Annotated in this window: 12 protein-coding genes and 1 riboswitch; of the genes, 8 read left to right on the top strand and 4 right to left on the bottom strand. The window is 71.4% G+C overall.

Annotated features, from left to right (window positions below):
- The coding region (locus ABZ484_RS37070; protein ID WP_358870355.1) for a glutathionylspermidine synthase family protein at positions 1–644 on the top strand (644 nt) is incomplete at its 5' end.
- Positions 645–742: 98 nt separating this feature from the next.
- Positions 743–855, top strand: a riboswitch (ZMP/ZTP riboswitch).
- Between the two features lie 41 nt (positions 856–896).
- On the top strand, positions 897–2,342 hold the full coding sequence (locus ABZ484_RS37065; RefSeq protein ID WP_030165454.1) for a glycine hydroxymethyltransferase: 1,446 nt from the start codon (positions 897–899) through the stop codon (positions 2,340–2,342).
- 30 nt (positions 2,343–2,372) lie between these two features.
- Here ABZ484_RS37065 and ABZ484_RS37060 read toward each other — a convergent pair whose 3' ends face one another.
- A complete protein-coding gene (locus ABZ484_RS37060) occupies positions 2,373–3,029 on the bottom strand; it encodes a hypothetical protein (protein ID WP_358870354.1) in 657 nt (218 codons plus the stop codon).
- Between the two features lie 132 nt (positions 3,030–3,161).
- On the opposite strand from ABZ484_RS37060, the gene trpS reads away from it, so the two are divergent.
- Positions 3,162–4,175: a tryptophan--tRNA ligase gene (gene trpS / locus ABZ484_RS37055; RefSeq protein ID WP_358870353.1), complete on the top strand. Its 1,014-nt coding sequence runs from the start codon at positions 3,162–3,164 to the stop codon at positions 4,173–4,175.
- A gap of 151 nt (positions 4,176–4,326) precedes the next feature.
- Positions 4,327–4,908: a 2'-5' RNA ligase family protein gene (locus tag ABZ484_RS37050; protein ID WP_358870352.1), complete on the top strand. Its 582-nt coding sequence runs from the start codon at positions 4,327–4,329 to the stop codon at positions 4,906–4,908.
- A 73-nt stretch (positions 4,909–4,981) separates the two neighbouring features.
- Here ABZ484_RS37050 and ABZ484_RS37045 read toward each other — a convergent pair whose 3' ends face one another.
- On the bottom strand, positions 4,982–5,737 hold the full coding sequence (locus ABZ484_RS37045; protein ID WP_358870356.1) for an SDR family NAD(P)-dependent oxidoreductase: 756 nt from the start codon (positions 5,735–5,737) through the stop codon (positions 4,982–4,984).
- A gap of 113 nt (positions 5,738–5,850) precedes the next feature.
- Here ABZ484_RS37045 and ABZ484_RS37040 point away from each other — a divergent pair, with 113 nt between their 5' ends.
- The gene (locus ABZ484_RS37040) at positions 5,851–6,807 is read left to right on the top strand and encodes a YihY/virulence factor BrkB family protein (protein ID WP_358870351.1); all 957 of its coding nucleotides are present in this window, start codon (positions 5,851–5,853) and stop codon (positions 6,805–6,807) included.
- Here the strand turns inward: ABZ484_RS37040 and ABZ484_RS37035 are convergent.
- Positions 6,755–8,038, bottom strand: coding sequence for a D-alanyl-D-alanine carboxypeptidase (locus ABZ484_RS37035; RefSeq protein WP_358870350.1), 1,284 nt, complete (start codon positions 8,036–8,038; stop codon positions 6,755–6,757). The two genes, ABZ484_RS37040 and ABZ484_RS37035, sit on opposite strands and share 53 nt — an antisense overlap.
- A gap of 91 nt (positions 8,039–8,129) precedes the next feature.
- Here ABZ484_RS37035 and ABZ484_RS37030 point away from each other — a divergent pair, with 91 nt between their 5' ends.
- From ABZ484_RS37030 to ABZ484_RS37020, 3 genes are all read left to right on the top strand, one after another.
- A complete protein-coding gene (locus ABZ484_RS37030) occupies positions 8,130–8,369 on the top strand; it encodes an SCO4848 family membrane protein (RefSeq protein ID WP_306186368.1) in 240 nt (79 codons plus the stop codon).
- 28 nt (positions 8,370–8,397) lie between these two features.
- Positions 8,398–9,801 carry a metallophosphoesterase gene (locus tag ABZ484_RS37025; RefSeq protein WP_358870349.1) on the top strand — a complete coding sequence of 468 codons (1,404 nt, stop codon included), beginning with the start codon at positions 8,398–8,400 and terminating at the stop codon, positions 9,799–9,801.
- A gap of 239 nt (positions 9,802–10,040) precedes the next feature.
- The gene (locus ABZ484_RS37020) at positions 10,041–11,582 is read left to right on the top strand and encodes an ABC transporter substrate-binding protein (protein ID WP_358870348.1); all 1,542 of its coding nucleotides are present in this window, start codon (positions 10,041–10,043) and stop codon (positions 11,580–11,582) included.
- Positions 11,583–11,594: 12 nt separating this feature from the next.
- Here the strand turns inward: ABZ484_RS37020 and ABZ484_RS37015 are convergent.
- Positions 11,595–11,932 (bottom strand): Uma2 family endonuclease (locus ABZ484_RS37015; RefSeq protein ID WP_358870347.1); only part of this gene is annotated, 338 nt, incomplete at its 5' end.

Genomic DNA, 11,932 nt, shown 5'->3' with positions numbered 1-11,932 from the left:
CCGCCGCCGACGAACTCGGCGAGGACCTGATGACGGTCGCCTATCTGAAGGAGACCGCCGAACAGGCCGGCCTCGACACCGACTGGACATCCATGGAGGAGATCGGCTGGGACCCGCTCTCCGGCCGGTTCGTCGACAACGGCCTCCGCTTCATCCGCGGCATCTTCAAGCTGTACCCGTGGGAGTGGCTCACCACCGACCGCTTCGCCGGCCACGTCCTGGACACCCTCGACAACGGCGGCGGCACCGGCTCCACCCTGTGGATCGAGCCCGCCTGGAAGATGCTGCTGAGCAACAAGGCACTGCTGGCGATCCTCTGGGAGCTGTACCCCGGCCACCCCAACCTGCTTGCCGCGTACCTCGACGGCCCGCGCGAGCTGGCGGCGACCACCGGCTGGGTCGCCAAGCCGCTGCTCGGCCGCGAGGGCGAGGGAGTGACGGTGCACGAGCCGGGGACCGAGCCCGTCGTACGCGACGAACCCTGCTGCTACCAGGCGCTCGCCCCGCTGCCCGCCTTCGACGGCAACCACGTCGTCCTCGGCGCCTGGGTCGTCGAGGACGAGTCCGCGGGCCTCGGCATCCGCGAGTCGGCCGGGCTGGTCACCGACGAGTACGCCCGCTTCCTGCCGCACGTGATCCTCTGACGGTCCTGCTCGGCCCCGTTCGGCCCGTTCGGCCCCGCTCGGCCCGGCTCGCATGGTGGACGTGGCAGCGCCCCCGGGCAGGTCACCCGGTAGGCTGACGTGCGGGCCGTGACTGGCGCGTCTGGTCCTGGTGACGCCAGGACCCAAAGATGGGACCGACCATCGGGGAGCGGCCCGAGCAGCGAGTGTGCCGTGCGCCTGGGCCGTACCGTGAACGCCGAACGCCGAACGCCACGCCCGGAGGTCCCCGAGATGTCTGCGCCCCTCTCCCACGAGTCCACCGCCTTCCGCGCCGCCCTCGACGTGATCCGCGCCGTCGAGCCGCGCGTCGCCGACGCCATCGGCCAGGAGGTCGCCGACCAGCGCGAGATGCTCAAGCTGATCGCCTCCGAGAACTACGCCTCCCCGGCCACCCTCCTGGCGATGGGCAACTGGTTCAGCGACAAGTACGCCGAGGGCACCGTCGGCCGCCGCTTCTACGCCGGCTGCCGCAACGTCGACACCGTCGAGTCCCTGGCCGCCGAGCACGCGCGTGAACTCTTCGGCGCCCGCCACGCCTACGTCCAGCCCCACTCCGGCATCGACGCCAACCTGGTCGCCTTCTGGGCCGTCCTCGCCGACCGCGTCGAGGTCCCCTTCCTGGAGAAGGCCGGAGCCCGCCAGGTCAACGACCTGACCGAGGCCGACTGGGCCGAGCTGCGCCAGGCCTTCGGCAACCAGCGCATGCTCGGCATGTCCCTGGACGCCGGCGGCCACCTCACCCACGGCTTCCGCCCCAACATCTCCGGCAAGATGTTCGACCAGCGCTCCTACGGCACCGACCCGGCCACCGGCCTGATCGACTACGACGCGCTGCGCGCCCAGGCCCGCGAGTTCAAGCCGCTGATCATCGTCGCCGGCTACTCCGCGTACCCCCGTCTGGTGAACTTCCGGATCATGCGCGAGATCGCCGACGAGGTCGGCGCGACGCTCATGGTCGACATGGCCCACTTCGCGGGCCTGGTGGCGGGCAAGGTCCTGACCGGCGACTTCGACCCGGTCCCGCACGCCCAGATCGTGACGACCACCACGCACAAGTCCCTGCGCGGCCCGCGCGGCGGCATGGTCCTGTGCGACGACTCCCTCAAGGACCAGGTCGACCGCGGCTGCCCGATGGTCCTCGGCGGCCCCCTCCCGCACGTCATGGCCGCGAAGGCGGTCGCCCTGGCCGAGGCCCGACAGCCCGCCTTCCAGGACTACGCCCAGCGCATCGTCGACAACTCCCGGGCCCTCGCCGAGGGCCTGACGCGCCGCGGCGCCACCCTCGTCACCGGCGGCACCGACAACCACCTCAACCTGATCGACGTCGCCACCTCCTACGGCCTCACCGGCCGCCAGGCCGAGGCCGCCCTCCTCGAGTCCGGCATCGTCACCAACCGCAACGCGATCCCGGCCGACCCCAACGGCGCCTGGTACACCTCCGGCATCCGCGTCGGTACGCCCGCGCTCACGACCCGCGGCCTCGGCACGGCGGAGATGGACGAGGTCGCCGGCCTGATCGACCGCGTCCTCACCAGCGCCGAGCCCGGCACCACCAAGTCCGGCGCCCCCTCCAAGGCCGCCCACGTCCTCGACCCGAAGATCGCCGACGAGATCTCCCACCGCGCCACCGACCTGGTGGCCGCCTTCCCGCTGTACCCGGAGATCGACCTCGGCTGACGCGGCCAGGGTTTCCCGCCCCCGGGGAGCTCAGAGATCGATCAGCTCCTGACGCGGCTCCTCACGCGGCGGTCCGGCCTTGCGCCGGGCCGCCGCGCGGCGTGTCAGGAGCGTCCCGGCGACCCCGGCGGCGAGCCCCGCGGCCGCCCACCACACACCGTCCCGCTCCCCGCCCTCGCGGGCGGCGGCCCGCTGCCCGCCGAGCCCGAGGAAGCCGGTGTCCGCCAGCCGGTCGTAGGCCCCGCGCGATGCGCGGTGCCAGCGGATGTCGTCGTCCGGCAGGTCCGGCGCCGGGTCGGTGCGCACCCACGGGGTGCCGTCCTCGGCGACGAACAACTGGTCCTGGCGCAGCATCGCCACGTCACCGCCGGGCGCCCGGCTCGTCTGCGGCCAGCCGCCGACCCCGGTCAGCCCCCACAGCACCGTGAACCGCACCGGCGGGTACCGGCCCTGCGACCAGGCCTCCGGCACCCGTTCCGTGCCGGTGTACGCCGGGTCCAGCAGCCACCGCAGCCGGTCGAAGTCCGTCTCCCCGGAATGCCAGGACTCGGTGCGCCCCTCGCCGGCGGTCACGACCACCGCCACGTCGGGTTCCTCGGGAGCCGCCCGGTCCGTCGCCCGCGCCCCCGAGCCACCCGCCAGCACCGCCGCCGTCGTGGCCGCCGCCACACAGACCAGCCGCCGCATCACGCCCCCTCACCCGCCCTCTGTCGCACCCCGAGGTCCCCCGCCCCTTGTTACACCGCCGGGGACGGATCGGATCCCATCTGTTTCCGGCCAGTTCCGGATCGGGCCCGCGGACCTGAGAGAATGATGAGCATGGCCACAGACCGACCTCGCGTGCTCTCCGGAATCCAGCCCACCGCAGGCTCGTTCCACCTCGGGAACTACCTCGGCGCCGTCCGCCAGTGGGTGGCCCTGCAAGAGACCCACGACGCGTTCTACATGGTCGTCGACCTGCATGCGATCACGGTCCCGCAGGACCCGGCCGAGCTGCGCGCCAACACCCGGCTCGCCGCCGCCCAGCTGCTGGCCGCCGGCCTGGACCCGGAGCGGTGCACGCTCTTCGTCCAGAGCCACGTCCCCGAGCACGCCCAGCTCGCCTGGGTCATGAACTGTCTCACCGGCTTCGGTGAGGCGTCCCGGATGACCCAGTTCAAGGACAAGTCCGCCCGGCACGGAGCCGAGCGCACCTCCGTCGGGCTGTTCACCTATCCGGTGCTCCAGGTCGCCGACATCCTGCTCTACCAGGCCAACGAGGTGCCGGTCGGCGAGGACCAGCGGCAGCACATCGAGCTCACCCGTGACCTCGCCGAGCGCTTCAACGGACGCTACGGCGAGACCTTCACCATCCCCTCGGCGTACATCCTGAAGGAGACGGCGAAGATCTACGACCTCCAGGACCCGACGATCAAGATGAGCAAGTCGGCGTCCACGCCGAAGGGCCTGGTCAACCTGCTGGACGAGCCGAAGGCCACCGCGAAGAAGGTCAAGAGCGCGGTCACCGACACCGACACCGTCGTCCGCTTCGACCCGGAGACCAAGCCCGGCGTCAGCAACCTCCTGACGATCTACTCGACGCTCACCGGCACGGGCGTCGCCGAACTGGAGGAGAAGTACGCCGGCAAGGGCTACGGTGCGCTCAAGACGGACCTCGCCGAGGTCGTGGTCGACTTCGTGACGCCGTTCAAGGAGCAGACCCAGCAGTACCTGGACGACCCGGAGACCCTGGACTCGATCCTGGCCAAGGGAGCGGAGAAGGCGCGCACGGTCGCCGCGGAGACCCTCTCCCGGGCGTACGAGAGGGTGGGCTTCCTGCCCGCCAAGCACTGAGGCGCACCACCGCACACACGCCCCCGGGGGACAGAGCGCCGCACATCACTGTGCCTGCGCCTGCCCTCGGGACGGCCGGGGACGTACAGTCGATAGCCGGACGGCTGAGAACGAAACAGACAACTCACCCGACACGACGACAGGAGACGACGTGGGGACCGTAACGATCGGCGTGTCGATCGCGGTCCCGGAGCCCCACGGCAGCCTGCTCCAGCAGCGGCGCGCGGGCTTCGGCGACGCCGCGGCTCACGGCATCCCCACGCACGTCACCCTGCTGCCGCCGACCGAGGTGGACACCGCCGAGCTGGCGGCCGTCGAGGCGCATCTCACGGAGGTGGCCGCGGCCGGCCGGCCCTTCGTGATGCGGCTGTCCGGGACGGACACCTTCCGGCCGCTGTCGCCGGTGGTGTACGTCCGGGTCGTCGAGGGTGCCGAGGCCTGCACCCGGCTCCAGGAACGGGTCCGTGAGGGCTCGGGACCGGTGGCACGCGCACTCCAGTTCCCCTACCACCCGCATGTCACGGTGGCGCACGGCATCGACGAGGCGGCGATGGACCGCGCCCTCCACGAACTCGCCGGCTACCGGGCCGAGTGGTGGTGCACCGGCTTCGCCCTGCACGAGCAGGGGCCGGACGGAGTCTGGCGCAAGCTGCGGGAGTTCGCCTTCGGCGGCTCCACGGTGGTGCCCCCGCAGGCGGCCCCGGTGGACAGCGGCACGCTGCCCGCGCGGTAGAGGGCGGCGGACCGAGGGGCTCGGGGCAGCAGCCCTGCAAGGGCGGCAGGGCCCCGCAAGGGCAGCAGGGGCCCTACAAGGGCAGCCGCCGGTACAGCGCCCGCGGCAGGTGCCGCAGCACCGCCGCCACCGGCCGGAGGACCCCCGGCACCCACACGGTCTCCGAGCGCCGCCGCAGCCCCAGCTCGACGGCCGTGGCGACCTCCTCCGGCGTGCTCGCGAACGGCGGCACCGGCCGCCCGGCCGTCGCCGCCGACCGCACGAAACCGGGGCGTACGGCCATCACATGCACGCCCGTGCCGTACAGCGCGTCGCCCAGACCCTGCGTGAAGGTGTCCAGCGCGGCCTTGCTGGAGCCGTAGATGAAGTCCGTGCGGCGGGCCCGCTCGCCGGAGACCGAGGAGAGCACGACGAGCGAGCCGTGCCCCTGGTTCTGCAGCTCCCGCGCGGCCACCAGGCCCGAGGACACCGCTCCGGTGTAGTTGGTCTGCGCGACCCGCACCGCGTTCAGCGGCTCCCGTTCGTCGTAGGCCTGGTCGCCGAGGACGCCGAAGGCCAGCAGGACCATGTCGATGTCGCCCTCGGCGAACACCTTGCCGAGCGCCTCCTCGTGGGACGCGGGATCGAGCGCGTCGAAGGCGACGGTGCGTACGTCCGCGCCCAGGGAGCGCAGGTGCCCGGCGGCCTCCTCCAGGGCGGGCGAGGGCCGGCCCGCCAGCCACACCGTGCGGGTGCGGCGTGCGACGAGCCGGCGCGCCACGGCCAGCGCGATCCCGGATGTGCCGCCGAGGACGAGCAGGGAGCCGGGGAGCGGGGAGAGCCGGAGCAGACGGGTGGGACCGGAGGCATCCTTCACGGCAGACGACTGTATCGTCCGCTTATGGACCTTCTGTCGTAGAAACGCGGTGTTGACGGCGGCCAGGAGCGGGCACATGTCGGATCATGGACTGGCTGAAGAACCTCCCCGTCGTCGGCCCCTGGGTGGCGCGGCTGATGCTCACGCACGCCTGGCGGTCGTACGAGCGTCTGGACCGCGTGAAGTGGACGCGGCTGGCCGCCGCCATGACGTTCGTCAGCTTCGTCGCGCTCTTCCCGCTGCTGACGCTCGCCGCCGCGCTCGGCGCCGCCACGCTCAGCGCCGAGCAGCAGGGCACGCTGGAGCACAAGATCACCGAGCAGTTCCCCGGCCTGGGCGAGCAACTGCACATCAGCTCCCTGGCGCAGAACGCGGGCACGGTCGGGGTCGTCGCGGGCGCCCTGCTGCTGTTCACCGGCATGGGCTGGGTCGGCCAGATGCGCGACTGCCTGCGCGCGGTCTGGGAACTGCCCGACGCCGAGGAGAACCCGATCCTGAACAAGCTGAAGGACGGCGGCATCCTCATCGGCCTCGGCGGCGCGGTGCTGGTCACCCTGGCCGTCTCCACGGTCGCCTCGGCCGCCGTCGGATGGCTCACCCGCCAGATCGGCCTGAGCGAACACGGCTGGGGCAGCGTCGTGTTGCAGGTCGTCGCCTTCCTCGTCGCCGTCGCCGCCGACTTCCTGGTGCTGCTGTACGTGCTCACCCTGCTGCCCGGCGTCGAACCGCCGCGCCGCCGGCTGCTGGTCGCCGCGCTGCTCGGAGCGGTCGGCTTCGAACTGCTGAAGCTGCTGCTCAGCGGCTACATCCAGGGCGTGGCGACGAAGAGCATGTACGGCGCGTTCGGCGTCCCCGTCGCCCTGCTGCTGTGGATCAACTTCACCGCCAAGCTCGTGCTGTACTGCGCCGCCTGGACGGCGACACGCGTCGAGCCGGTCCCGGACGGCGAGGGTACGGGCGGCGACGGGGAGGACGGGCCGGGGGACCGGCTCACGGACGGGGGCGGCGGCGCACCAGGTCCGGCAGCGGCCAGCGGCGGTTGACCAGATAGGCGCCGGCCGCGAGCAGCACCACGACTCCGCCGGCGATGCCCAGGGCGATCCCCATGCCGCTGGAGCCGCTTCTGACCGAGGCGCTCGCCACCGGCTTGGCCGACGAGCCGCCGGCCTGACCGCCGCCCGCCTGACCGGCCGAGGCCGTCGGGCTCGGCCGGGCGCTCGCGGACACGGCGCCCTTCGGCGGCACCAGTTCGCCCACCGGCCGCACCTTGCCGACCGCCTGGAAGCCCCAGTCGAAGAGCCTGGCGGTCTCCCGGTAGACCTCGTTGTGCTCCTTCTTCTCGGGGTTCATCACGGTCACCAGCAGGACGTGGCCGCCGCGTTCGGCGACACCGGTGAAGGTGGCGCCCGCGTTGGTGGTGTTGCCGTTCTTCACCCCCGCTATCCCCTGGTAGACGGAGAGGTCGTAGTCGCCGCTCAGCAGCCGGTCGGTGTTCTGGATCTCGAAGGAGGTCCGGGTCTTCTTGCCCTTCTTGTCCTTCTTCGTCTCGCCGGGGAACTTGGCCCGTACCGTCGAGCAGTACTCCCGGAAGTCCTTCTTCTGGAGCCCGGAGCGGGCGAACAGGGTCAGGTCGTACGCCGAGGAGACCTGGCGTGGGGCGTCGTAGCCGTCCGGGGACACCACATAGGTGTCGAGCGCCTGGAGCTCCTGGGCGTGCGCGTTCATGTCCGCGACGGTCTGGGAGACGCCCCCGTTCATCGCGGACAGCACGTGCACGGCGTCGTTGCCCGAGCGCAGGAAGACGCCCAGCCACAGGTCGTGGACCGTGTAGGTCTCGTTCTCCTTGATCCCGACCAGGCTGGAACCGGCGCCCATGCCGGCGAGGTCCTTCGGGGCGACCTTGTGCTCCTGCGTCCGGGGGAGCTTAGGCAGGAGGGTGTCGGCGAACAGCATCTTCAGGGTGCTGGCCGGTGGCAGCCGCCAGTGCGCGTTGTGCGCGGCCAGCACCTGGCCCGACTCGGCGTCGGCGACGATCCAGGAACGGGCCGTGAGGTCCTTGGGCAGGACCGGTACGCCACTGGCCAGGTCGACCTGCGTGCCGGCCTGGCCGAGGCGGGCGCCGCCCACCGTGGACATGTTCGCCGGGGGAGTCGCCGACGGGCTGGTCTTCGGGGCCGGAGCCGCCAGGGCGGCGGGCGCGGTCAGCGACGCGGACAACAGGGCGGCGGAAGCGACCAGAAGGGATCGCTTGACGGTCTTCTTGGGTGCGGGCACGGTCGGAAACGTACCTGCCGTGACCGGCGGCACCCCATCCGCCCTCCCACCCCGGGCCGGGAGCGAGGCGTCCGGCAGCGATACTGGACGTATGAAGCTCAGCCGCCCCCTCTCCTGGTTCCTGCTCGCCTTCGGGGTGTGGAGCTGGATCATCTGGGTCACTTTCGTCAAGAATCTCGTCAAGGACAGCAGCGGCCTGGCGTTCGACCACGGGGATCCCACGGCGTACTTCTGGGTGCACCTGGCGCTGGCCGTCGTCTCCTTCGTATTGGGGACGGTCATCGGGGTCGTCGGGTTGCGCGGACTGCGCGCACTGCGCCGGACGTCATAGCGTTCCGGACACGGAAGGGACGGGCGGCATGGTGGTCGTCTTCGTGCTCGGGGCACTGCTCGCCCTGACGGCCGTCGTGGCGGCCAACTGGTATGTGTGGCGCCGTCTGTTCCGCGACACGACCGCCGGACCGGGCCGGTCGCGGCGCGTGGGCGCGCTGCTGATCGCGGGCGGCTGGGCGCTGGCGGTGGCCGCCCTCGTGACCGAGCGCGCCGGAGCGCCCTTCTGGCTCCAGCGCACCCTCGCCTGGCCGGGCTTCCTGTGGCTCGCCCTGTCGATCTACCTGCTGCTGGCCCTGCTGGCGGGCGAGGCCGTACGCCCCCTGCTGCGCCGGCTCACGGCCCGTCGCTCCGGGGCGGGCCGGACGGGCAACGGGATCGGCCCCGGCGTGGGCGACGGGATCGGCCCCGGCGTGGGCGACGGGATCAGTCCTGGCGAGGGCGACGGGATCAGTCCTGGCGAGGGCGACGCGGCCCTCGTCGAGGAATCCGTCGGAGAACCCGCCACGGCACCCGTCTCCAGCCCCGCCCCGCTGACCACCACCGCCGGCGCCCCTCTCGTCTGCGCCGCCCTCACGTCCGCTCCCGCCCCCGTCTCCGCCCTCAGCCCCACCCGGCGCCTCTTCGTCTCCCGTGTCCTGGCCGGCGCCGCCGCCACCGCTGCCGTGGGGACCGTGGGGTACGGGACGTACGGGGTGCTGCGGGGACCCGGGGTGAAGCGGGTCACCGTGCCGCTCGCGAAGCTCCCGCGGTCGGCGGACGGTTTCCGGATCGCGGTGGTCAGCGACATCCACCTGGGGCCGATCCTCGGCCGGGGCTTCGCGCAGAAGGTGGTCGACACCGTCAACGCCACCCGGCCCGACCTCATCGCGGTGGTCGGCGACCTGGTGGACGGCAGCGTCAAGGACCTCGGACCGGCCGCGGCCCCGCTCGCGCGGCTCAGGGCGCGGCACGGGGCGTACTTCGTGACCGGCAACCACGAGTACTTCTCCGGCGCCGAGCAGTGGGTGGAGGAGGTGCGGCGGCTCGGCCTGCACCCCCTGGAGAACGCGCGCACCGAGCTGCCCGGCTTCGACCTGGCCGGCGTCAACGACGTACAGGGCGAGAGCCAGGGGCAGGGCCCCGACTTCGACCGCGCGCTCGGCGACCGGGACCCCCTGCGCGCGTGTGTGCTCCTGGCCCACCAGCCGGTGCAGATCCACGAGGCGGTCCGGCACGGGGTCGACCTCCAGCTGTCCGGTCACACCCACGGCGGTCAGCTCTGGCCGGGCAGCCTCATCGCGGCCGCCGCCAACCCGACCGTCGCCGGCCTGGAGCGGTACGGCGACACCCAGTTGTACGTCAGCCGGGGAGCCGGGGCGTGGGGACCGCCGACGCGCGTGGGCGCCCCGTCCGACATCACCGTCATCCAGCTGGCCTCCCCGCAGGCGTGACAAGGACGACCGGAAAAGCGGATGAAAGGGTGTAATTCCCTCAACTCAAGGGGTTGGCTGAGAAGTTCCTGTGAAACAAACTGAAAACACTTCTTCATAACGTCTTTTCATCCTCTCCAGAACCCTCTTCCTCGAGGTGAAACACCTGTGATTAGGTGTCCGCGCCACTCAGGGGTGTGGCATATGCACAGCGGCCCGCGGAGGGCCTGGGGAGGGCATCACCGATGCGATCGGTTCGCATGCGGATTCTGTTGGCGCTGCTGGTCCTGGCCATCGTGGGCGTGGGCGGCTGGCAACTGCTTCCGTCGCAGGGCGGCAAGGACAAGACGATCATCGTCGGGACGACGGACGCCGTCACCTCGCTCGACCCGGCCGGCGCCTACGACGCCGGATCCTGGGCCCTGTACAGCAACCTGTTCCAGTCCCTGCTGACCTTCGATCCGAACGGTGCCACCCCCGTCCCGGACGCGGCCAAGAGCTGCGCCTTCGCGGGCGGCGGACTGCGCACCTACCGCTGCGAGCTGCGCTCGGGGCTGAAGTTCCCGAGCGGCCGGGCGATGACCGCCGAGGACGTGAAGTACTCCTTCGACCGGGTCAAGAAGATCAAGTCCGACGTCGGTCCGGCACCGCTGTTCTCCACGCTCGGCTCGGTGGACGCCGAAGGGATGGTCGTCACCTTCCATCTGTCCACGCCGGACGCCACGTTCCCCTTCAAGGTCGCCACCGGAGCCGGCTCCATCGTCGACCACACCCGCTACCCGATGGACGCGCTGCGCACGGGCAACCAGGTCGACGGCACCGGACCGTACCGCCTGACGGGCTACACCAAGGACAAGAGCGCCGAGCTGAAGCCGAACGGCTCCTACGAGGGCGCGGTCGACGGCACCGGGTACCCCATCGACCTGCGCTACTACCCGCAGGCCAGTGCGCTCGACAAGGCCTGGCAGGACAAGCAGATCGAGGTCGCCACGCGCACGCTGCCGCCCAAGGTGCTCGCCGCGCTCAACCCGAGCGACCCCGACCAGCGCGTGTTGGAGTCCGACAGCTCCGAGACCCGCAACCTCTACCTCAACACGCGTTCCTCCTCGCCGCTGCACGACGTCCGCGTCCGCCGCGCCATCGCCTGGCTGATCAACCGCGAGCAGCTGGCCGGCAGCGTGTACGACGGGACGGTGGACGCGCTGTACTCCCTCGTCCCGGCGGGCATCACCGGCCACACCACCTCGTTCTTCGACACCTATCCGGCCCAGGACGCCAAGAAGGCGCGGAAGCTGCTCACCGAGGCCGGCGTGTCGATCCCGGTGCGCTTCACCTACGGCTACGGCGAGGGGCGCGGCGCGGGCGCCGAGGAGGCCATGGAGATCAAGCGGCAGCTGGAGGCGAGCGGCCTGTTCAAGGTCGACGTCAAGGGCTACGAGTGGACCGACTTCCAAAAGCGCTGGGCGGGCGGCAAGCTCGACGCGTACGCGGTCGGCTGGGTGCCCGACTACCCGGACCCGGACACCTTCGCCGGCCCGCTCGTCGGCACCGGCTCCAGCATGAACACCGGCTACAGCAGCAAGGCCGTCGACCGCCTCATCACGGACAGCCAGCAGTACGCCGACCGCAGCCGGGTCGCCGTGGACTTCCGCAACCTCCAGGCGGAAGTGGCGCAGGACGTGCCGCTGATCCCGCTGTGGCAGCAGAAGGAGTACGTCGTCTCCATCGAGGACGTCGGCGGCGGCCAGTACCTCTCGGACGGCACGGGCGTGTTCCGGCTGTGGAAGCTGGGGCGGCTCTGAGGCAGGGGCCGGTCAACCCGCCTTCCTCTTTCCGGCTTTGAGGATCGCATCGACGTCGAGGGCGACCTTGGCGCCGATGGAGTCGGGGAGGGTGACAACTTCGCCGGGGGCGTGCGGGCGGTGGTTCTTGTACGTGTCCCCGGCAGGTTCCGTGAGTACGTGCAGGCGCTGGTGTCTACGGTCCACGATGACGTAGACAGGGACCTTCGCCTCGGCGTATGCGGTGACCTTCGTGCGCAGGTCGGTTCGGTAGTTGCTCGAGGTGACCTCCAGCACCAGGCGGAAGCAGACGGGCTCGTAGCAGTTGTTCTCGACGTAGTGGTCCTCGTAGTCGGCGTCGACCACCGAGA

The sequence above is a fragment of the Streptomyces sp. NPDC006393 genome (assembly GCF_040628575.1).
Lineage (GTDB): Bacteria > Actinomycetota > Actinomycetes > Streptomycetales > Streptomycetaceae > Streptomyces.
The sequence above is the reverse complement of the archived record's forward strand: the minus strand, read 5'-3'. Positions and strand labels throughout refer to the sequence as shown.